The organism is Colwellia sp. RSH04, assembly GCF_003545765.1.
In the GTDB taxonomy this organism is placed as follows: Bacteria; Pseudomonadota; Gammaproteobacteria; order Enterobacterales; family Alteromonadaceae; genus Colwellia.
In genome coordinates, this window is sequence record NZ_QXIO01000005.1 from 220,281 (window position 1) to 243,651 (window position 23,371).

Here is a 23,371-nt window from a genome sequence, read left to right on the forward strand (position 1 = left end):
ATTTTAATCAGTACCAAAAGAGGTCATTAAGTTGAGCGATATGGCAAAAAATCTTATTTTATGGTTAGTTATTGCGGTTGTTTTAATGAGCGTATTTCAGAGTTTCTCTCCGAATACCGCAAATGAACAACAAATGGACTATACGCGCTTTATTCAGGACGTTCGCCAAGGGCAAATTCGTGAAGCTAATGTTGATAGAAACGGCGTTATTACCGGTGAAAAACGAAGTGGTGAAGCCTTTGTTACGGTAATCCCAGGTGGTTATGATGGCGACTTAATTAACGATTTAGTTAAGCAAGGCGTTCGTGCTCAAGGCAAATTGCCTGAAGAAACAAGCTTTTTAACGACAATTTTTGTGTCTTGGTTCCCTATGATCCTCTTGATTGGTGTATGGATTTTCTTCATGCGTCAAATGCAAGGTGGCGGCGGCAAAGGCGCTATGTCTTTTGGTAAAAGTAAAGCTCGCCAGTTAAACGAAGAACAAATCAAAACAACATTCACTGATGTTGCAGGCTGTGATGAAGCAAAAGAAGAAGTTGCTGAATTAGTCGATTATTTGCGAGAGCCAACTCGTTTTCAAAAACTCGGTGGTCGTATTCCTTCAGGTATATTATTAGTTGGCCAACCAGGTACAGGTAAAACCTTATTAGCTAAAGCAATTGCGGGTGAAGCGAAAGTACCATTTTTCACTATTTCAGGTTCAGATTTTGTTGAAATGTTTGTTGGTGTTGGTGCATCGCGTGTTCGTGATATGTTTGAACAAGCGAAAAAAGCTGCGCCTTGTATTATCTTTATCGATGAGATTGATGCCGTAGGTCGCCAACGTGGTGCGGGTATGGGTGGTGGTCATGATGAGCGAGAGCAAACATTAAACCAAATGTTAGTCGAAATGGATGGCTTTGAAGGTAATGAAGGCGTTATTGTTATTGCGGCAACTAACCGTCCTGACGTACTTGATCCTGCCTTATTAAGACCTGGTCGTTTTGACCGTCAAGTCACTGTAGGCTTACCAGACATTCGTGGTCGTGAACAAATTCTTAAAGTGCACATGCGCAAAGTACCTTTAGCCGATGATGTTAAAGCTTCTGTTATTGCTCGTGGTACACCTGGTTTTTCTGGTGCTGATTTAGCTAACTTAGTCAATGAGGCCGCTTTATGGGCCGCTCGAACTTCACGTCGCTTAGTTGGTATGCATGAATTCGATAAAGCGAAAGATAAGATTATGATGGGCTCAGAGCGCCGTACTATGGTAATGAGCGAATCTGAAAAAGAAATGACAGCTTATCATGAAGCAGGTCATGCCATCATTGGTCGTTTAGTGCCAGATCATGATCCCGTATACAAAGTAAGTATTATTCCTCGAGGTCGTGCTCTAGGTGTTACTATGTACTTACCAGAGCAAGATAGATTTAGTCACTCTAAACAACATTTAGAAAGTAATATTTCATCATTATATGGTGGGCGTATTGCTGAAGATGTAATTTATGGTGCAGATAAAGTTTCTACAGGCGCATCAAATGATATCGAGCGTGCAACCAATATTGCCCGTAAAATGGTAACCCAATGGGGTCTATCTGAAAAAATGGGCCCTATGTTATTTGCTGAAGAAGAGGGTGAAGTATTTTTAGGTAGAACGTCTGCTAAATCACTTCATATGTCTGATGAGACAGCAAAGCTTATTGATGAAGAAATAAAAGCGGTTGTTAATCGTAACTATGAGCGAGCAGAAAACTTAATTAAAGACAATATGGATATTCTTCATGCGATGAAAGACGCGTTAATGAAGTATGAAACTATTGATGCAAACCAAATTGATGATTTAATGGAGCGTAAAGAAGTACGTGCCCCTTCTGATTGGGAAGACAATGATGACAAGTCTGACTCTAACTCAACCAGTGGTAATGCATCAGCCGAAAAGAAAGATGAAACTTCTGCAAACACAACAGAAGCGAGTGATGATAAAGCAAGCCCAGATTTATCTGAACATAAAGGCGATAGCCCAAGTTAATTTTATCTAAATTAAGTCTATTTAGCCCCGTTGTTTATTAAATAACGGGGCTTTATTTTATCTGCTATTTTTTACGTTGTTTATACGTGTTAGTTAAAGAGTAAATATTTTGTCATCAATGTTACTAAACAAAATTTTAAATCAAACTGCTCCTGCTCAAGTGATGGGTATTTTAAATGTGACCCCTGACTCGTTTTCAGATGGTGGGAAATACACTCAAACCGACAAGGCTATTTCGCAAGTTGCTATGATGATAGAGCAGGGAGCAACCATCATCGATATTGGTGGTGAATCGACTCGACCAGGTGCGGCAGAAGTGAGTGAAAATGATGAACTTTCACGCGTTATTCCTTTGGTTAAGTTAATTAAAGCGCACTTTGATGTGCTTATTTCTGTAGATACCAGTAAAGCCGAAGTAATGGCTGAAGCAATTAATAGCGGCGCTGATATAATTAATGATGTTCGAGCATTACAAAATGATAATTGCTTAGAGGTTATAGCAAAAAGTAATGTTCCAGTATGTTTGATGCATATGCAAGGCTTACCTAGAACAATGCAGAATAATCCACAATATGAAAATCTAATTGATGATATAATGTTGTTTTTTCAGCAACGTATTAATGTTTGCCAACAAGCAGGTATTGCGAAAGAGAGAATAATTATTGACCCTGGTTTTGGTTTTGGTAAAACTTTGAAGCAAAATTATCAATTATTAGCGCACTTAAGCCAGTTTAAATCATTGGGCTTGCCAATACTCTCTGGGACATCACGTAAGTCAATGATAGGTAATCTACTAAATAGAGATGTTGAACAACGCCTCGCAGGTAGTTTAACCACAGCAATTATTGCTGCACAACAAGGTGCTAATATCATACGTGTTCATGACGTTGCTGAAACCGTTGATGCAATGAAAGTGTTATTAGCTCTAGAACAAAACGTATAATCGAGTCTATAGCTCGAACAACAAATATTAATAAATTTTTAACGCACTATTTTCTATTTCACTTTGCATGCGTATTTAAAGTGAAAGATATAAAAAGATAAAAAGGAAACACTATGTCTAATCGTAAATATTTTGGTACCGATGGTGTACGTGGCCTAGTTGGTCAATACCCTATTTCACCAGAGTTTGTTATGAAGCTTGGTTATGCTGCAGGTAAAGAACTTGCTGCACAAGGAACTAAAAAAGTATTAATAGGCAAAGATACCCGTATATCGGGTTACATGCTTGAATCAGCCCTTGAGGCTGGCTTTTCTGCTGCCGGCATTGATATAGGTTTATTAGGACCAATGCCAACACCGGGTATCGCTTATTTAACAAAAACTTTTAGGGCGGAAGCCGGTATTGTTATTAGTGCTTCGCATAATCCTTTTTACGATAACGGTATAAAGTTTTTCTCTCAAGATGGGGAAAAATTACCTGACGATGTAGAGCTTGCGATAGAAGCACAACTTGATGAACCAATGGGGTGTGTAGAGTCTGCTCATTTAGGTAAAGCAACCCGAATTGCTGATGCTGCTGGTCGATACATTGAATTTTGTAAAAGTAATTTTCCAAGTCAGTTATCATTGCAAGGCATTAAAATGGTGGTAGATTGCGCTAACGGGGCAACTTACCATATCGCACCCAACGTATTCAGAGAATTAGGTGCTACGGTTATTGAGTTAGCAACATCGCCTAATGGCACAAATATTAATGATGGTTGTGGTGCAACATCTATGGATATGATCAGCAAAGCGGTTGTTGAACATGAAGCGGATTTAGGTGTAGCTCTTGATGGTGATGGCGACCGTTTAATGATGGTTGATCATACAGGTCATGTTATTGATGGTGATGAAGCAGTATATATTATTGCTTGTAACGATTTGAAATCAGGTAATTTATCTGGTGGTGTTGTTGGCACTCTAATGAGTAATATGGGCTTAGAACTTGCGCTTGCTGATTTAGATATACCATTTGCTCGCAGTAATGTTGGCGATAGATATGTTATGGAAATGCTAAGAGAAAAGGGCTGGAACTTAGGCGCAGAAAATTCAGGTCATATTATTAACTTAAATCACACATCGACAGGCGATGGTATAATTGCCGCGTTAAATGTACTAACAGCTGTATGCCAAAATAATAAAACCTTATTTGAACTGAGACAAGGCATGACAATGTTGCCGCAAGTGCTAGTGAACGTAAGGTTTAATGGTGATTGTGATCCGTTAAGTGCAGAGAACGTTAAAGCAGAAGTTGAAAAAGTTAATGCAGTACTAACGGGCCGTGGACGAGTATTATTGCGTAAATCAGGTACTGAACCATTAATTAGAGTGATGGTTGAAGGCTCTGATAAAGATGAAGTAACACGTTTAGCGAATCAAATAGCCGAACAAGTTAAGCAGGTTAAGTAACCATTAATAAAGCTAATTGCCTATTTTAGTCGCAAGATCATAGCTTAGCCTTATTATTTGTTTGAAAAGCATACAAATAGCAAAAGATATCACGTTATTTACTTGTATCTTTTGCTTAGGTTAGTTAATATCTCGCGGCTTCATTTTGGCAATGGATCGAGGAATAAACATGACAAGACGTACAATTGTTGCTGCTAACTGGAAAATGAATGGAAATTCAGCACTAGTTAATACTATGGTTACTGGTTTAAGCAATATTGAACTGGCTGAAAATGTTGATGTTGTTATTTGCCCTAGCTTCCCATATTTATCAGAGCTTAATAACGAGTTAAGCAAAGTAAATTTGGCAAGTAACCTTTTTATTGGTAGTCAAAATGTTAGTGAGCACGACAGCGGTGCTTTTACTGGTGAAGTTTCAACACATATGTTGAAAGATTTATCAGTAAAATATGTTATTGTAGGGCACTCTGAGCGCAGAAGTTTATATAAAGAGACGTCAACGCAAGTTGCTCACAAAGTAAATGCAGCACTTAAAGCAGGCCTAACACCAATACTGTGTATCGGTGAAAGTGAAAGCGAACGTGCAACAGAGCAAACAGAAACAGTTTTAGCTTCTCAATTACAACCGGTAATCGATGAAGTAGGTATAGAAAAATTTGTTGATGTGGTTATTGCCTACGAACCCGTTTGGGCTATCGGCACAGGTAAAACGGCATCAAGCGAAATGGCGCAAGAAACTCACCAGTTTATTCGCCAGTTTTTGGCACAAAGTAGCGAGCTGGTTTCAGCGAAAGTGCCGTTATTATATGGTGGTAGTGTTAATGCTACTAACTGTGAAGATTTATTCGCACAAGCAGATATAGACGGTGGTCTTATCGGCGGTGCAAGTTTAAAAGTTGAGCAATTCTCACCGATTTGCTTAGCAGCTAAAGGAAAATAGAAATGTTGTATCAAGTATTAATTATTACATATGTAATTATTGCCTTAGCCTTAATTGGTTTAGTGTTAATCCAGCAAGGTAAAGGTGCTGATATGGGCGCATCATTTGGTGCAGGCTCTTCAGCAACAGTATTTGGCTCTGGTGGTTCAGGAAACTTCCTAACTTCTGCGACAACTTACTTAGCTATCGGCTTCTTTGTTATCAGCCTAGTTTTAGGTAACTTAACAGCAAATAGAACGAAAGCCGTTGATGAGTGGAATGATTTAAGTGCGCCAGTAGCTGAGTCTGCTGTTGACGCTATTCCAACTGAAAGTGTTGAGCCAGCGAAAGAAGCCGCTGTTCAAAACACTGATGTACCAGCATCAGACGCACCTGCGAAAAAAGAAAACAACGGTGACGTTCCAAACTAATATTTTACAATAGTTTGATAAGTTATTATGCGGATGTGGCGGAATTGGTAGACGCGCCATCTTGAGGGGGTGGTGAGCTATGCTCGTGTGGGTTCAAGTCCCACCATCCGCACCACTACTAGGTTCTACAAGAACCAATAAAAACCGGAAAGCCTGATAAAGATAAGGTTCTCCGGTTTTTTTATGCATTGATTAAACAGGTATATGTAAAGATAGGCCATTATGCGAAAGGGAAGTCTTGATTCAATGAAGATACTTTTTTGGATTAAGATAGTCTTAAATTGATAATACAGGAAGTAATTTTATGTTTACTTGGATGATGGGGCTTTATTGTGCGATTGCTGCAGCTGGTTACTTAGCTATTGTAAAGTATGAGCTTGATTTTAGTGTCGAAGAGTTGGGAAGTGTAATTAAATTTATTGCTGCTCACCTTTTGCTTATGGTTTTGGCGCTACTTTGGCCTTTGGTTATTCTTGCGGTAATTTTAAATTTTATATTTCCTCACTTGTTTAAAGAGTCTTCAATTTTGGGTGTGAATGGAGCAATTCAAAGCGCTCAGGAAGAAATGGAAGATTTGAGGGCAAGCCCGCCTTACTGCACTAATACAATACTTTTTTATAGTGAGTTAAGTAGAAGTGAATTGAAAGGGAAGTTTTATTTTTCTGCATTAGATGCTCTGCAAGCTGATAATTTAAAAAATGTTACAGGTGAAGTGAGTCGACTTAATCAAGAGCCAATCATCAAAAAGTGGTTGTTAAACAGAAATGAAGCTGACAGTACACCTGTATCTGTTCCAGCAGAACTAGATCGATTTGAATTTATCGCGTTAGATTTAATAAAAGCGGGTAAAGGAGAAGTTATATGCCCAGAATGCGAGCAAAAATATTCCAACAACTTACTTAAAGTAATCGATGATGAATTCGGTGTAGGTTGGAACGGTATTCAAATATCCTGCCCTCAAGAACACTTACTATTTTATCCTCTTACTATGCATATTATGGGGATTCCTTCTTGGCTAACAAAGGAAGAAAGTAACTGATTTTTTTATTCTATTGATAAATATTAGTCTACTAACACTACTAGTATTTTATGGGTAAAATATTTTATTTAAGGTAAGATAGTTTACAAATAAATTAGAATAAGCAAACGGATTGTGCATACACTGCTAACTTGACTCGGCAATCGAGATCTTGAAAACATGTTGCAGGAACAAAACGCTGCCATTGTTACGCTTACTACACAAACAACAGCCCCTATTGATTAAATTGTCATGCTTGCAAATAAAGATGAAAACAAGTGAGGTAAGTTTAACGTTTTATGAAAAAGCGTATGACTATGATTAATAGACCAGCTCAAGATATTCAAGTTTATCGCACTCATATCAATAGCCCTATTGACCGCAAACTTTTTCTAGGCTTACAAGAAGCTGATGCTTATAATTTAGGTAATGAAGAACGTGTAAAAGATGAAGTTGATTTTCTATATGTGCTTAAAGAACGCAGAACCATGATCTACACTTACCTTGCACTGAGTCGCAAAGGGCAAGGACCAAAAGATGAAGACCGCCAACTTATTCTACAAACACTATTCAGACCAAGTACAACCGATATGCTTAAAAATGACCAAGGTCCAACCCAACTAGTCGATATGATCAATCGATTTTCACCAAAGAGCTAGAGGAACAAAGAATGTCTAAACATCAAGTGGTAAAATTAGATGAACTAGTGCGTACTCGTTTATCAAAACACTTTTTCTTACGCGACTTTCTCTTTTCAGAAACAGCTTCGGTTCATGGTATTAATAACATCCCTGTTGATATTGAATTGACAGTAGCAGCAGGTACTCAGTTGTGTGAACAAGTGCTTGAGCCTATTCAAGACACATGGGGGCGTATTCATATTCGTTCTGCTTTTCGTAGCTGTGAAGTAAACCAACTTGGTAATGAGTTGGGCGCTAATTGCGCTAGCAATGAAAAAAATTACGCAGGTCATATTTGGGATAGACGCGATGATAAAGGTTTTATGGGTGCTACCGCTTGCATCGTTATTCCTTGCTATTTGGATTACTTTGAAAAAACAGGCGATTGGACCTCATTGGCATGGTGGATCCACGCCCATATTCCAGCCTATAAGCATATGTACTTTTTCCCAAGTTTATGTGCCTTCAATATTTCATGGTACGAAGATGAAAGCGCTCCTAAAAGCATTAGTTCGTATATTACCGATCCAAATACGGGTCATAAAAAGCGCATTTTAACCGCAGGCGTTGAAAGTGAGTATTATCGAGATATTCCACTTTTTGAACGTTATGCAGCATGTAAAAAGTTTATAAAATAATGGAGTATTAATAGTGGCAAATGACAACACCAAGTACTTATTTAATGGTAATAGTTATGGTAAAGGCCGTTTAGTGCATGCTGTAGTAAAACAGTTTATTGAAAAAGAACAGCCAACAATAGAGCAACTGAAAACAGCCTTTCCGAAAAGCTTACAGGGTAGTATTGGCGTTTTTCATACACAACACGAATATGACAAAAGAAAGCAATCTTCAAATGACAACAAAGAGCGCTTTTTTATCAAAGTAGCTGACTTGCTTACCGTTGGAGGTGAAGGAATAGTCGTTTGTATCGAGTGGGGAAAAGGTAACATTGAATTGTTTGTTGAGCATGCACTCAAACTAGGCTTCGACATTAAGGTAGAACCCCCAGTACTCTGTGATGAAGAAATTATTAAACAGTTTCTCCATAAACCTGCATTTAAAAAAAATTATCAAGCTTGGTCAGATGATGTATTAAAAGCATTTTGTGACTTCATGCGTTATACCCACCAATCGGGTTTAGATATTTATACCAATAACATGAAAACAGGCGACTCCATCCGCATTGGGCGCAAAGGAAATACTCATCAAATCGCCAAAGAAGTATTTACCACTATTGAACCATGCAAAAATAAAGTGAATTACGCTCAGCGTTATAGGCACAGAGATGATTATCTAATCTATGAACTAGATAATGACGTACTTACTGAATTAAAAGCGGTAGGCGATATGGCAGCGTTTAACCAAGAACACCCCATAACAAGAACTCCTTATTGGCCTAGTGATTACTCAGAGCCAGCCTTATCAGATGTTGAAGCTAATATTTGGAAAGTATCCCTGAGTCCTTCAACCTTTACCAAAGAAGAGCTAGTTTGGCTTGAGCAAAATCAAGTGGTAACTGTTCATAAAAATACAGGTAATGGTAGCGCGAATAATTTTCGCGATATCAAAATTGGCGATATTGTATCTATTGGACATGGAAATACTGTATTTAGACTGGTTAAAGTTATATCTGATATTACCTATGAGGGAGACTCTCCGTTTAATGACGAATGGTTAATGCGAAAGTATGAGTTAATTAAAGGCTTAGAGAAACCAGTGAAATATAAGGGTGAAAATAAGCGCTGGTCACCAAGATACCCTGGGACATCGTGGCAAGTTCCAAAAAAAGAATTTAGGATGTTTGAAAGGGAAATACTTAAGCCTTATTACCAACTGACCCTTGAAGAGCTTGGCTTGGATACAAACCAACTTAACAAACCTGAAGCAGAGAACCAAACGGTGCAAGCCATGAATAATACATCACTTAATCAAATACTATATGGTCCACCAGGCACTGGTAAAACCTACCACTCAATTCAAGCTGCGGTGAAAGCGGCAGAGCCAGAGGTATATTGCGAACTTGGTATAAACGAAGAGTTAGGCACTTCACAAGAACAACGCGAGGTGCTAACTCAGCTTTATAAAGATTTATTTGATGCTGGACGCATTAGGTTTGTCACTTTTCATCAGAGCTATGGATACGAGGAGTTTGTTGAGGGGTTAAGCGCTAAAACTGAAGGTGACCAATTAAGCTATTTTGAAAAAGATGGTGTTTTCAAAAGTATTTGTGATGACGCTAAAGCATTTCGTGTAGCAAAAGTTGGGCAGATATCAGATAGCTTTGATGAGCGTTTGCAAGTGTTTGCTGAACACTTAGCTGAGTCTGAAACAGGTGTTCAAATTGAAACGCTTAGTAAAAAACTTATTTTACCATTACAGATGTTACTAATAACACTATTCGGTTTGATAAGAGCAAAGGTAACTCAGTTCACACTTTGAGTGTAAAAACCTTAAAAGCTGTATATAACCAAGAGAAAGAAATTAAAGGTGGCTTGCAACCATACTACGGTGCGTTGATTGAACATTTAAGTCATACACAAATAACCCAAACAGAAAATCAGATAGAACGAAAAAACTTTGTATTGGTTATCGATGAAATTAACCGAGGTAATATTTCTAAAGTTTTTGGTGAGTTAATTACGTTAATTGAACCGTCTAAACGTTTAGGTCAAAAAGAAAGCCTTGAAGTTGTTCTACCTTACTCAGGTGAAAAATTTTCTGTTCCCGACAACCTCTATATTATCGGCACCATGAATACGGCTGATAGGTCGCTTGCTTTAATGGATACTGCGCTTCGCCGCCGCTTTGATTTTGTTGAAATGATGCCGGATTACAAAGTACTGCATAATGAAGAAAATCAGCCGTACAAAATTGAAATTGAAGGTTACGAAATTGACTTGGTGCTTCTATTGAAAACACTTAATAAGCGTATTTTAGCTTTATATGACCGAGAACATGAGCTTGGCCATGCCTTCTTAATAGCTGTTGTAAAAGAAATAATAGCTGATAGGCATGAAGCAGCACTATACGAACTGGCTAATTGCTTTCAAAATAAAATTATTCCTTTGTTGGCTGAGTACTTTTTTGAAGATTGGCAAAAGATACGTTTAGTACTTGGTGATAATCAGAAACCCAAAGCCTACCAACTTATTAAACAGTCAGATATAGATTATGAAGTGCTATTTGGTGATAGCGATGAAGTGACTGACTTTGCTGATGATGCGCAGGACTTTACGCTAATAGATAATAACTCAAAGCTTTGGAAGCAGGCTCTTACCTATATAGGCATGTATAAAGCAAGTCAATTACCTAAGGATGAGGACTAATTGACGCAACATGATTAAGGGATTAAAACGTTTAAAGACGACTAACGTAACAGTATTTGAATATGGACTGTTAAGCTCTAGCGCTAAGGCAGTTAAAAAAGATCATGTAGAAGCAATTACGCATGACGCTTTTGAGTATTTAAAAAAGTGTTGTTTATGCGACGAATCAGAGTCACGTTTTTTAAAACTAAAAATTGCACACGGCATGGAAGTGCTACAAGTTCAAAATTATGCTGGTGTTTTTTTATGCCCAGATGGTACTCAAATTGAAGTGCTGCCTAAAGTAGCAAAAGTTAACAATCAAGAAAGCGCAGCCAAGGAAGCTCAACAGTCTCTATTGATGATGCTTAAGTCACTCAAACAGTTTCGCCATATTGAAACTGAAGTCGCGAGTATTCAAAAGCAGAAAATGCCCTTGATGGAGATTTTTATTTCTCAGTTTTTAAATTCAGTGAATGGCCTCATTAAGAAAGGAATCAGAAGTGACTATGTTCGAGAACAAAGCAATAACACCTTTTTAAAAGGTAAGTTGCTTCATACCCAACAACTAAAACACAACTTTATTAATCGTCACAAGTTCTATGTAGAGTATGACGCTTATTTAGTGGATAGAGCGGAAAACCGACTCATTCATTCAGCTCTTAAGTCAGTCGCCTCATATACTAGTGTTAACAAGAGTAAAAAGCTATCTCAGGAACTGCTTTTTGCTTTTGAAGAAGTGCCTCTAAGTACAAACTACAAGAATGATTTTTCTAGTGTAAAAGTTCAGAGGGGCATGCAACATTATGAAGTGCCGTTAAGTTGGGCAAGGCTTGTATTGGAGGGCTATTCACCTCAGTCAATGCTAGGTGAGAATAATGCTTATTCGTTGTTATTTCCGATGGAGGCCGTGTTTGAAAGCTTTGTTGCTAAGTACTTAAAGAAACATCTGCCACCGTCATTGAAGGTATTATCTCAAGTTCAGTCTAAATCGTTAGTAAGTTATGGCGATAAAAACTATTTTCGTTTGAAGCCTGACCTTTATGTAACAGAGCTAAAAGTTGCGCACACTGTTTTAGATACCAAGTGGAAGTTAATAGACCAGAACAAATCAGCAGGAAAAGATAAGTTCGGCTTATCGCAAAGCGACTTTTATCAAATGCTTGGCTATGGACACAAATATCTTGAGTCTACAGGTAGCTTAGTACTGATATACCCTAAAACCGAAAGTTTTGATAAACCATTTGAGCATAGCTTTAATTATGATGACGACAGTAAATTAAAACTTTGGGTCGTGCCTTTTGATGTAAGCCCTAATAGAAATGATAATAACGGTGAACGAATCGATTTAGCCTTTATTGGTATTAATAAAGGCTAGAGAATTATTTGTAATAATATGCATAGCTAAGGTGATTTAAATTGAATAAAGATATAAATTTTTATCTTCAGGCATTTTCTTGTGTTCTAGTTTATTGATCTTAAGATTATTTTCTTTTTTTTTTAATGGTATAACTAATGCTATCAGTTAAGTTAGTTTCATATAGATAAGTGTCTTTTGACGAAATGAAGGGGTAATTATTTTGATGAACAATGAACAATGAACAATGAACAATGAAAATTTAAAAATATCAAATTTCGTAGATAGAGGGAGAAGTAAGGATGAGTTATATTGAATCTGCCGTTCGAGGTTCAAAAAGGATTGAAGCAATTCTTCGTGATGGGTTTGATGCTAAAGGGAAAGGGTTGCATGAATACTTAAGTGATGTTGAGCATCGTATTCCAATAGATATTGTTCGTAAAGCAAGGTTTATAGCGTCAGTACGTAATAAAGTAGTTCACCAAGATGAAGAAATCTTCGATATTGACGAGTTTAATCAGTCAGTAGAAATTGTGGTTACAAACCTAAGAAGTTTGCTGGCGCAAGAAAGAGTTGAAAAAGAAAAGCAACAACAAATTAAATTAGCGACGCACCCTCATTTATCATCTGCGCCAAGTGGTAGTTATAATGGTTGGAAAGATGCTGCTTTAGCTATGGTTTTAGTTATTGCGGGGCTAATTATAGCTGTAGTTAATTTACAAAACAAAAACAAAGAAAACTTTAAAAGTTACTTTATAAAAAAAGAGGAACTAAAATGGAATTCAGGCAAAGAAGCTGAAAAACGTAATGAACTGGAAATGAAATTATCCGCTCAAACAATAGAGCTAGCTTCTTTGAGGAAACAATTAACAGAAGCTAATTCAGAATTAGAAACTATAGAGGTGGTATTGTTGAAGCAAGCACAGCAACGATTAAACTTACTGGGCTATAATACGGGTACCCCTGATGGAGTGATAGGGCCTTCAACATTATCCGCAATACGTGAATTTAAAAGTAAAAATGGCTTAACTAAAAGTGAAAAATTAACTATTTCTGATTACTCATTTTTGATGTCGGATAAAGCTCAAGCGAGTTCACATGAGTCTTTGCTAGAACAAGCACGTAATTCAGAGCATGAATATAAACAAGCTCGTCGAGATATATCGATGAATCTTGTAGATGTTTTAAAAAAACATACGAAAATTGAGCTTGGTAAACCTGACGTATCTACCGAGGTTGATGGTAGTTATAGTGTCAGAGTTCCTGTATCGTGGGAAATTCCTGAACAGAAAGTTCTGTCAATTCTTAATAAATATTTCAATTCTTATAAAGGACAGCCTTTGTCCCTTACATCAGAGTTTACGAGCTCTAATAGTAACCGTATTAAGATAAATGAGCGCGATGTAAAGTCATCCAGTTCAAAAAAAACATTTAGCAGTAGGTTATTTAAAGATCTTCAAAAGTTTGAGGTGAATATAGAAGTGTCTCTAGGGGGAAAAATTTCTCGGTTAGTGATCGCGGGAAATGTTTCTTGCCATGTTAGTTGCAATCATACAAAGAACAAAGGGGATTCATGGCTTATTCAGGTGAATGGAAAGCCTGGTGAAAATACTATTAGTATTAACCAAGAAACTCCTGTTGTTATAAAAGGGCTAACAAAAACTGAGCTTTTAAGTGGAGGTTTGCCTGTTGCTCATATTCGCAAGCAAACTATTTAATTTATTGTTTTGAATATTGAAAAGTACTTCCTAATTTCAGAGAAAGCATTGTTTAGGAAATAGATATTTAGCGAAGATCACTATTAACTAAATTTAAGCAGACGATATTTCTATATGAGTTTTTATTTATGTAACACCAAGTGTAACACTTTGGGTTTTCTGTTTAATTAAATTTACTTTAAAACAGTCGGTTACTGATTTTGATTGAGTCCCCCCATCGCACCACTAAACTTAGACAAAAGAATTACTAAAGGCCCGTTTCGTAAAGAAACGGGCCTTTTCGTTTAACTCATTGGATGTTTTATTCTGACTTAATAACTCATTCTTGTGTTTGTAGTGTGTGATGATTAATTTTGAACGTTATTCTTTAATAAGAAAAAGCCCATACAAATAAACCATATGATCTGACACAGACCAAAGGCTTCTTTAATACCAGGAATAGTCTGCATAAGAGTGCATATACCAAGCAAACCAACCAATAGACCGAAGAAACTAAGAGGTTTCGCTATTTGTAATGTTTTTAACCCATATAAGCTCAGAATGAATACCCACATACCGCCAACAAATTCGATTCCCCCACCTAAACTGTCAACTACTGTGCTGTAAGCAACAAATAACATCTCGGCATGCGGACTCCCTTGTAAAAACAATTTCACCATTGTATTCATGCCAACTAACGCTATCATGCCTGAGCACATCATTAACACCACCCAAATCAAGCCAAAAGCGCTTGCAACGTTAAGTAAGTGGTGAGACTCTGCTTTTAAACGGCTATGAGTCGCTTGAACTGATACTAACAGTAAGCTCCCAAATAATAGGTAGCCAATAATGTAACCGAGCGACAACAAGGACTGTTGTGAGACTATATAGGAAACTTTATCGACGACATGATCAGACTGAGGGAATGTAAGAAAGATGCCAAAAACTAAGAACATACCGATGTAGCAAAGTGGCATAGAGAAATAGGTTACAGCCCCCCATCGCATAAGTGAATAATTTGACGAATTATGGTTAGTTGTCTTTTGGTGCATGATTATGGTTCTTCTATAATTAACAGTTCAACTTAGGCGTTATTGTAGGGTATCCGTGTCTTAATTCGTCTTTTCTATTTAACAAAGACACGTTTACGTTAAATAGTGACCCTGAATTGTTTGTTCGAGCCTAGCTTTAATAATTATAATCAATACGTGGCGAAGACAAAGTATGAAAACATTGTGCTACTATAGAACTATGTAGTTTAGAGTGTTTTTTATGATTGACGTTTTTATATCGATGATGGCAATTTCTATTGCTATCTTTACGTTGTTACTGCTTACTTTTCAAGCGCCATCACCGTCTAAAAGCACATTAATGCTTGTGTTGTTGTGTTTACTTTTCTTATCATTCGGCCCTATTGTTTTTGCGTTCATTCCAACACTAAAGCAACTTTATATTAGTGCGCTTCCATTACTGTTTTTTACGCTGTTGCCTGCATTATGGTTTTATCATGAGGCATTGATTGCAGAGGGACATTGGTTTTGGCAGTGGAGTATGTGGAAGCATTTCACTCCATTACCAGCTGCTTTGTTACTCGGTATCGCCATTTTTTTACTGTCGAGTACTACGTTTAATGAGATGTTCTTTTCTGATTATGTAGGTGATGAACTATGGGTAAGTATTCTTTCTATTGCTTTCTTTGTTGCTGTAATGGGTTGGTGCTTATTGAGTTTTATATATGTTGTAAAACTTTTGTTACGTACAGCGCACTATAGGCAGCGGTTAAAAGAGGTGTACTCAAATGAGCAGGGGAAAAGTCTTAATTGGCTAAGCGGTACCTTGTTACTTATCATTTTTACTTGGATTTATGCGCTAACGGCGCTAGTTTTTGGTGACACATTGAATAATATTGGCTTGTCTGAAACAGGTGTACTGTTGCTACTTATGGGGATTGTATGGATTATATCTGCTAATGGGTTGATTCAGCGCCCAGGGTTTGAAGAATCGTCTCTTCCTGAACAGGCATCGCAACCTCAACACAAGAAAACGTATGAGCGTTCGGCATTAACAGATATCGATTTATTAAATATTGCTGAAAAATTAACCGTTGCAATAAATAGCGACAATGCTCACCTTGAGCACGACTTAACATTAGCTAAACTCTCAGCATTAATTGGTGAGCAACCGCAATATGTATCACAGACATTGTCACAGCACCTAAATACAACATTTTTTGATTTTATTAACTTTGCTAGAATTGACGATGCAAAGCTCATGCTGATTGAAAGTAACAAATCGGTTCTTAATATATCGCTTGAAACGGGGTTTAATTCACGTTCATCTTTCTATAAAGCGTTTAAGCAATTTACTGGTTTAACACCTAGTCAATATCGAAAAACACAAAGTTCATAACGATAGCTTTTAATGCTGCTTATGTAGATTTGTTCACATCAACCTTCTGTATACCTATTCGAAAAATTTAAACTGGTCTATTAACGGTCAACAAAATACAACTATATAAAAGCAATATAGTTAAGTGATTTTTCTAATTATCTTTACGGCTTGATGAACTTTGTTTGATTATTGAGCTGATAGATAATACCTCTTTAATCAAGGCAAAGGTTGTGAAGTTTAGTTGGCTAAATCAGTAGCTTTTCCCACAAACTAAAGAGATTTCATCTCAGCCATTTAGGCAATAGCTATTTTTAACACTAGCATATTCGTATTCACTTATTTGGAACAACCAAACTTTGTTCATACTGTTTTACTATTGATAAAAATAGCTCATTGCTAGAAATGTAAGCAAAGATCAATATACCTTAATAGAAGGCTAATTCATTGCAAATGAAAAGTTATAGTTTTTAAAGCTACAGTAGCCTTTTACAGTTTCACCAACTTTAATTGCACCGTAACCACTCTTTGCGTTTGAGCTTTTTTCGACATTGACATGAATTTTGTGATTATTCCAACTGTCACTAGCATTATAACGTTGAGAGTTACTTCTACACAGTACTTCAGTCAATGTTTTAAATTTATCACCCGTAAAAATGCTAGTAATATTGTCTGGTATTTTTATTGACTCTTGTGCAGGTTTTTTCCACTTAGCTATGTTGATTAATAATTTTTGCTCAGAAATAGTCGCAATATCTCCATAAGTCATATAGTGAATACTCGTTTTACTTTTATCTTTAGGCTGGGCTTTGGTGAGTTGTTTATTTTCAATGATAAATACACCGCCTTGACCTATGACCTCCATTAATGGTGAGTTGTCGGCGGAGTTTTTCACAATAAGCGCCGTTGCTTCATCAACACCAAAAGCGAACGAAGCTTTTGTATCTAATAAAAGTTTTGCAAGACGGCCTTGTCGACCTCTTTCAGAAAAGTGTGTATCCATAATTCCCCAATGAAATAGTCCTAAACCACCCGTTGAGTTAAACGTTAAATCATTATTGAGAATATCTTTTGGGCAAGTTTCAGACTTTTGACAGCCCTCTGTCGGAAGGATATCCCCCTTGCTTCCTCGAATAATTGCTGTATTACTTTGGCCGTTAGTAATCATTACGGTTTTGTTTTTATTAAACTCTCCACCAGACATTACTGCGGTACCTGCACTGGTGCCACCAATAATAAGCTGATTATTTTTGAGTTTTTCTTTAATAATTTGTAATGCTTTACTGTCTGAGCCATCTGCATTTTTAAAAGCTTTAACCGTAAGAGATTGATCCCCTCCGTTTATAAATATGCCATCAGCTTGAGATATAGCGTTGTTTATTGAAGCGGGTAATAAGCAAGCTTCTAATTGCTTTGCAGTTAAATCAGGATAAATAAGCTCTCTATTAACAGAGCCTTGAATTTCAGCTCTTACCTTAGGGATATTTTTACACACCTCATCACGAGAGCCAGTTTGTTGCATTAAAGCATTAAGCGTAGCATCTAGCGGTAACCAGTTTGCGTTAGCACCTGCTTGGTTGAATGCTGTTTGATAGAAGTCTGCTGCTTCAAAAGGGTCTCGTGCAGAAGCTGTCAGCACAATGACGTTAGGGGATTCATTGTTACTTATCTTTTTAGCATGAGTAACAAATTCATGATAGATTTGAGTAGAAAATACATTCTTAGAATTAGCTAAATCAACATATTCTTTCAAACGCTCGCCAGTTTTATTATTAATTACTTTTTGTTCTAAACAATCTAGCAAAGTATAATATTCACGATCACTCAATTGCCTAATAATTTGCTTTCTATCATATTTTTTTAGTCTTGTTTTTAGGCTTTTTAAAGAAACAGCGTCTTGTTCATTTTGGAAAGTAGCTCGCTTTAAAAGTTTAACTACATTATTTTTAGTCGCTTCTCCTGAGTCACTTTGCCAATTTTCTTTAACTAAATGAATGGATTTTGGGTCAATTTTATATCGATTGCCTGTTTTTATTGTTTTTATTGTTTTTAATGCGCTCATTTCTTTTAACGCATTATTATTACAGTTATTTTTGGCTATTGATGTGCAGGTTTTTAAGCCTCCACCGACGAGGAATAATACGCCAGCGTCTTTTGTGTTTTTTGCGTAAGATGGCGGCGTTATCAGCGAAGATAGCATTAAAATAGTGGTTATTCGTTTCATTTCTCTAGTTTCCAAAAATTGAGTGTTCGGCAAAAACATTCAACATTAAAAGTTAAAATACTGTTGACAACCAATTACGACAGCGGTATTTATAAATAAGCAAATTTTAAAAGAGTTTGCGGCAAACAAACTTTTTTATGAAACGTTAGGCAACCAAGACCTTTTATATATGTACAAGAAAGCATTCGCACTTACAACATATACTTATCAAAACTACTATCTTTCGGAGTGGTTTGACGAGTAAACACTAGAAAACAATTATTTTGTTTTCTGGACGTTAGATCTCGTTTTCTATCCATCCACACAATTCAAAAATTATTTTAGCTCTTTATCCAAAGTGACATTTGTCTTTATGGCATTGTTTATTTTGGTTATGTTAAATTTATAAAATCTGAGAATTAAATTATGAAAGTTATTAAGCCTTCGTGTCTAGCTATGGCTGTTTGCAGTACTTTGCTGTCGCCAATTTATGTAAATGCTGCTGAGCAAAATGCCAGTGATGAAAAGTCAGTTGAAAAAATAGTCGTTACCGGAAGTCGAATTAAAGGTGTTGACCTTGAAGGCAAGCAACCGCTTGTTGTCATTGATGCTGATGATATTCGAAAGTCTGGAGCAACAAGTGTGTCAGAGTTGATGAGACAAATTAGCCAAACTCGTGGTGGTGAAGGTTCATTTAGCACAAGTGAAAGTGGTGCTACGTCAACATCTACGCCTGCTGGACAAGCAGCTGCATCGTTGAGAGGTTTAGGGCCTTCTTCTACGTTAACCTTGATTAATGGAAGACGCGTGGCCGCTAGCTCGTTTGCTTCTGGTACTCAAAACTTTGTCGATGTTAACAGTATTCCATTAGCTGCTATTGAAAGAATTGAAGTGCTAGCAACTGGGGCGTCAGCCATTTATGGTGCTGATGCCGTTGCCGGTGTTATCAACTATATTTTGAAAAAAGACTACCAAGGTGCAGAGCTTAACCTGTCATACGGAAATAGCTTTGAATCGACCAATGAAGGAAAAATGAATGTAAACCTTGTATTAGGTACAGATTTAGCTGGTGGAAATTTAACAGTCTTTGCAGATTACTATAAGCGTGATGCATTTAGTGCCCAAGATAGAGACTTTACCAGAACACCATCTTTAGTTAATTCTTATTCATATTTACCTAAAGATACGCCAAATATTTATTATTATTCTGCTCGCTCAGGTAACGAACTAGGTAACCCTGATTGTAAGTCTGAATTTGTTACCACTGAGTTTGGTGAAGATATTTGTGCTTATTATCGCAATGAAGATGATATGTTAAACAGCGACTTAGAAACAGCATCCTTAGGTTTCATTTACTCAAAAGAAATTGGTGATTTGGTTTGGGATACCGATTTTTTTTACTCTCACAGTGACTCTCAAGCAATCTCTGCTCCTGCTGCGATTAACCAGGTTGATGATAGTGAAGGTCCTTGGGCGAATGAAACTTCATTAGCTGTTTTTTCTGATGAAGTTCGAAACGATTTACTCGATCAAATGTATATAGATCCATACGATACTATTGCTGGACGTGAATTATGGGGCTTTAGATATGATGCTCGTTTTGGCACGCCAAGAACAGTCGAGGTTCAAACTAATGCGTTACGCATAGTGTCAGGCTTATCAGGTGATATTGGTGAGTGGGAGTGGGAATCTGCCGTCACATTATCAAAATCAGAGTCTGAGCAAAAAGCGAGTGCAGGTATCTATAATCGCTACAAATATCATGCGTTACTTTCAGGTGAATTATGCAGTGATGGTTCAATTGCAGATTATAATCAAAGCAGTGATAACCTTTCGTGTGGTGCTGGTGATTTACTTGCTATGTATAACCCTTTCTTAGCGGGAGATAGTGCAAATAATGATTTACTAGCAATGTCTCAAGAAATACCTACCCGTGATGGTGAAAGTACCGTATATGGTTGGGATGCAAGAGTGTCGGGTGACTTATTTGAATTTAATGATCAAATCATTAGAGCCGCGTTTGGTATTGAAGCAAGAAAAGAAGAGATTACCGATATTCCATCACTAAATGCTCGAGCTAGAGCTGAAAATGAATATTTAGTGGATGTCTTTGGTTTTGGTTCTAGTTTATCTGAAGCTGACCGTTTCCAATGGGGTATGTTTGCTGAATTAAACATACCACTTAATGATATCGTAGAGCTTCAATTAGCTGGTCGCTATGATGATTATGATGACTTTGGCGATACCTTTAACCCTAAAGTAGCTATTACAGTAAGACCCATTGACGAGCTAATTCTAAGAGCCTCTTGGTCTACGTCTTTCAGAGCGCCGTCGTTAACACAAGCTGGGGTTAAATTAAGAACAACGACTGCAACATACGACTGTGGTGCAAACCAATCAGTGGCTGATTTATATTGTGAAGGGGCAGGCGATCAAAGAAGTCCTAATGTATTAGAGCTTGGTAACGCAAATCTTCGTGCAGAGGAGTCGGAATCTATCAGTGTTGGTTTTGCTTATAGTCCGACAGATAATACAACTTTGACTGTTGATTATTGGAATTTTCAGCACGATGGATTAGTTGATACCGATATGACAGGCGCATTAGCTAGTGCAACGAATGATGCTTCTTTAAGACATTGTGGCATAGTCCCTGAGGGAGAAACAGGGATTTCATATGAAGAAGACTTATGCTTAGTGAGCGATATTAATGGTTTAACCATTGAAGACGATGGCGCTAACTTATCTGAAATTTTAGATGCATGGGTTGACTTTGATGACCCTCGATATGCTGAGTTACCTTTGTATCGTGATCATATTATTCAGCTAGAAAATACAGGTGAACAAAATGTATCAGGTGTAGATTTAAGTTTCGTTCACAGTGTTGTATTTTCTCAAGGTGAACTCAGCTTTAGTGTAGATGCAACACATTACCTTGAATTCGAACGTAATAAAGCTGGCTCATTCGAACTTGAGGAGTTAATTGGCACATGGCGATATCCTGAAAATATTGCTATGGCGAGAGTCGCTTGGTCTGGTGACGCTTTTTATACCAGCTTAACGGTAGATTATACAAGCGAGTATCAAGATGACATTGAAGGTTTGAAAAATCGACAAATCGAAGAGATTGATGAACTAGGTTTTCTTGATGAAAATGGGCAGCGAGATGTCGATTCTTGGTTAACGGTTCGAGCAAATATTGGTTATGATTTTGAAAATATGAATATTAATTTTACAATCAATAACTTGTTAAATGAAGAACCACCAGTGGCTTACGGTTCAAGTCGAGGGTTTGATTCATTAAACCATGATGCTTTAGGTGCTAATTATCGTTTATCAATGACTTATTTCTTTTAATTAATGACTATTACTTAATAGCAGTGCTAAGTGAAAGCCATTGAGCTTTCGCTTAAGCACTATACTGAGAATATTCTCTAACCATTATTTACATAAAGAAGTAACGTTATAATGACTATAGAAAAAAGCGATAACTCGCCATTAGACAAGACGACTCAGCCATCTACAAACTTAGTGTCTGAAAAGTCGATGCCTGATGCCTTTGTTATTTTATTTTTTATTGTGATGTTAGCTGCTATTGCGACACACTTTATTCCTGCAGGCTTCTACCAAGTAGAAGTTGACCCTCTAACAAATAAGACAACGTTAATTGCTGATAGTTTCCAGTTTGCTGAGCAAAGTGATGGTGTGCCCTTATTTGCAGAGCAGGGCAACATTGGTTTCTTGAATTTTGCTTTTGAAGGCATGGTTTCTGGAGATAAGTGGGGATCAGCGATTGGCGTCATGATGTTTATTATTTTAACGGGTGGCGCCTTTGGCATTATTATGCAAACGCGCGCCATTGATAATGGCATTATGGCATTAATCACAAAGACTCAAAAAATGGAACAAGCTTTCATTCCTATTTTGTTTGTTTTGTTTTCATTTGCTGGCGCTATTTTTGGTATGGGAGAAGAGGCTATTGCCTTTTGTATTGTCCTTTTGCCCTTAATGCGCGCTATTGGTTATGACGGTATCACCACGGTGCTAGTCACTTATGTTGCAACCCAAATTGGTTTTGCAACCTCTTGGATGAACCCTTTTAGTGTTGCCATAGCACAAGGTATTGCCGGTTTACCTTTAATGTCGGCTTTAGAGTTTCGGGTTGGGTTATGGAGCGTTTTTACGTTATTGGGTGTTGTTTTTACGATGCGATATGCAATGAAAATAAAACAAAACCCAAGCTTATCTCCTTGTTTTCAATCGAAAGAGCATGTTCAGAACACTTCACAACATTCAATAAAATATAGTCGAGTCGATACTTTACTGCTGTGTACTTTTCTATTGGGGATTGTTTGGGTTATATGGGGAGTTATTGCTCGAGGTTATTATATTCCTGAAATCGCAAGCCAGTTTTTTACTCTGGGTTGTGCTATTGGCATCATTGCTGTCATTAGTAAGCGGTTGACTATGAATGAAGTAGCTGATGCATTTAAATCGGGCGCGAAGGATTTATTACCTGCAGCAATGATTGTGGGTATGGCAAAAGGGATCGTGATTATTCTTGGTGGAGATCAAGCCTCTGAACCCTCGGTGTTAAATACGGTTTTGTATTATGCAGGTCAATTATTAGCCGAATTACCTCAGACGGTATCTGCCGTGTGTATGTTCCTCTTTCAATCGATATTTAATTTTTTTATTGCGTCAGGTTCGGGGCAAGCAGCATTAACAATGCCCATTATGGCGCCTTTGGCTGATATTATCGGTTTGCAACGTCAAATTGCTGTATTGGCTTTTCAGCTCGGTGACGGCCTAACAAATATTATTATTCCGACCTCAGCAGCACTTATTGGCTGTTTAGGTGTCACGAATATTGATTGGTTTGTCTGGGCAAAATTTATATGGCGTTTCATGTTGTTATTAGCAAGTGTTGCAATTGGTTCCATGGTTTTAGCTGTAGTTATCAATGTAACGTAA

17 protein-coding genes and 1 tRNA gene are annotated in these 23,371 nt (G+C 37.3%); 16 read left to right on the forward strand and 2 right to left on the reverse strand.

Going from position 1 to position 23,371, the window contains the following annotated elements; translation table 11 throughout:
- Nucleotides 1-31: 31 nt before the first annotated feature.
- The 13 genes from ftsH (at nucleotide 32) to D1094_RS10660 (ending at nucleotide 13,830) form a co-directional block, all read left to right on the forward strand.
- Entirely contained in the window at nucleotides 32-2,008 is a 1,977-nt protein-coding gene (ftsH, locus tag D1094_RS10600; protein WP_118960079.1) for an ATP-dependent zinc metalloprotease FtsH, read from the forward strand.
- 118 nt (nucleotides 2,009-2,126) lie between these two features.
- Nucleotides 2,127-2,951, forward strand: a complete 825-nt coding sequence (gene folP, locus D1094_RS10605) for a dihydropteroate synthase (RefSeq protein ID WP_118960080.1) — start codon at nucleotides 2,127-2,129, stop codon at nucleotides 2,949-2,951.
- Between the two features lie 113 nt (nucleotides 2,952-3,064).
- Entirely contained in the window at nucleotides 3,065-4,402 is a 1,338-nt protein-coding gene (gene glmM, locus D1094_RS10610; RefSeq protein WP_118960081.1) for a phosphoglucosamine mutase, read from the forward strand.
- A 169-nt stretch (nucleotides 4,403-4,571) separates the two neighbouring features.
- Nucleotides 4,572-5,342, forward strand: coding sequence for a triose-phosphate isomerase (gene tpiA / locus D1094_RS10615; RefSeq protein WP_118960082.1), 771 nt, complete (start codon nucleotides 4,572-4,574; stop codon nucleotides 5,340-5,342).
- A gap of 2 nt (nucleotides 5,343-5,344) precedes the next feature.
- The gene (gene secG / locus D1094_RS10620) at nucleotides 5,345-5,752 is read left to right on the forward strand and encodes a preprotein translocase subunit SecG (RefSeq protein ID WP_118960083.1); all 408 of its coding nucleotides are present in this window, start codon (nucleotides 5,345-5,347) and stop codon (nucleotides 5,750-5,752) included.
- 29 nt (nucleotides 5,753-5,781) lie between these two features.
- Nucleotides 5,782-5,867: transfer RNA gene (locus D1094_RS10625), tRNA-Leu, on the forward strand.
- Nucleotides 5,868-6,056: 189 nt separating this feature from the next.
- Nucleotides 6,057-6,791, forward strand: coding sequence for a hypothetical protein (locus D1094_RS10630; protein WP_118960084.1), 735 nt, complete (start codon nucleotides 6,057-6,059; stop codon nucleotides 6,789-6,791).
- 296 nt (nucleotides 6,792-7,087) lie between these two features.
- Nucleotides 7,088-7,429, forward strand: a complete 342-nt coding sequence (locus D1094_RS10635) for a hypothetical protein (RefSeq protein ID WP_118960085.1) — start codon at nucleotides 7,088-7,090, stop codon at nucleotides 7,427-7,429.
- Between the two features lie 11 nt (nucleotides 7,430-7,440).
- Nucleotides 7,441-8,088 (forward strand): peptidase M15, encoded by a 648-nt coding sequence (locus D1094_RS10640; protein ID WP_182440157.1) that lies wholly within the window; start codon nucleotides 7,441-7,443, stop codon nucleotides 8,086-8,088.
- 13 nt (nucleotides 8,089-8,101) lie between these two features.
- A complete protein-coding gene (locus tag D1094_RS18735; RefSeq protein WP_220452545.1) occupies nucleotides 8,102-9,889 on the forward strand; it encodes a hypothetical protein in 1,788 nt (595 codons plus the stop codon).
- A complete protein-coding gene (locus tag D1094_RS10650; protein ID WP_259337909.1) occupies nucleotides 9,886-10,776 on the forward strand; it encodes an McrB family protein in 891 nt (296 codons plus the stop codon). Before D1094_RS18735 ends, D1094_RS10650 begins: the two co-directional genes overlap by 4 nt.
- A 10-nt stretch (nucleotides 10,777-10,786) precedes the next feature.
- Nucleotides 10,787-12,133: an McrC family protein gene (locus D1094_RS10655; RefSeq protein ID WP_118960087.1), complete on the forward strand. Its 1,347-nt coding sequence runs from the start codon at nucleotides 10,787-10,789 to the stop codon at nucleotides 12,131-12,133.
- A 281-nt stretch (nucleotides 12,134-12,414) separates the two neighbouring features.
- Nucleotides 12,415-13,830 carry a peptidoglycan-binding protein gene (locus tag D1094_RS10660; RefSeq protein WP_220452546.1) on the forward strand — a complete coding sequence of 472 codons (1,416 nt, stop codon included), beginning with the start codon at nucleotides 12,415-12,417 and terminating at the stop codon, nucleotides 13,828-13,830.
- A gap of 347 nt (nucleotides 13,831-14,177) precedes the next feature.
- Here D1094_RS10660 and D1094_RS10665 read toward each other — a convergent pair whose 3' ends face one another.
- Nucleotides 14,178-14,861 (reverse strand): hypothetical protein, encoded by a 684-nt coding sequence (locus D1094_RS10665; protein ID WP_147361072.1) that lies wholly within the window; start codon nucleotides 14,859-14,861, stop codon nucleotides 14,178-14,180.
- Nucleotides 14,862-15,081: 220 nt separating this feature from the next.
- On the opposite strand from D1094_RS10665, the gene D1094_RS10670 reads away from it, so the two are divergent.
- Nucleotides 15,082-16,218, forward strand: coding sequence for an AraC family transcriptional regulator (locus D1094_RS10670; protein WP_118960089.1), 1,137 nt, complete (start codon nucleotides 15,082-15,084; stop codon nucleotides 16,216-16,218).
- 418 nt (nucleotides 16,219-16,636) lie between these two features.
- On the opposite strand, the gene D1094_RS10675 is transcribed toward D1094_RS10670, so the two are convergent.
- Complete coding sequence (locus D1094_RS10675) at nucleotides 16,637-18,421, reverse strand: cyanophycinase (RefSeq protein WP_182440158.1); 1,785 nt, start codon at nucleotides 18,419-18,421, stop codon at nucleotides 16,637-16,639.
- 405 nt (nucleotides 18,422-18,826) lie between these two features.
- On the opposite strand from D1094_RS10675, the gene D1094_RS10680 reads away from it, so the two are divergent.
- Both D1094_RS10680 and yfcC read left to right on the forward strand, forming a co-directional pair.
- Entirely contained in the window at nucleotides 18,827-21,754 is a 2,928-nt protein-coding gene (locus D1094_RS10680) for a TonB-dependent siderophore receptor (RefSeq protein WP_118960091.1), read from the forward strand.
- 111 nt (nucleotides 21,755-21,865) lie between these two features.
- Nucleotides 21,866-23,371, forward strand: a complete 1,506-nt coding sequence (yfcC, locus tag D1094_RS10685) for a putative basic amino acid antiporter YfcC (RefSeq protein WP_118960092.1) — start codon at nucleotides 21,866-21,868, stop codon at nucleotides 23,369-23,371.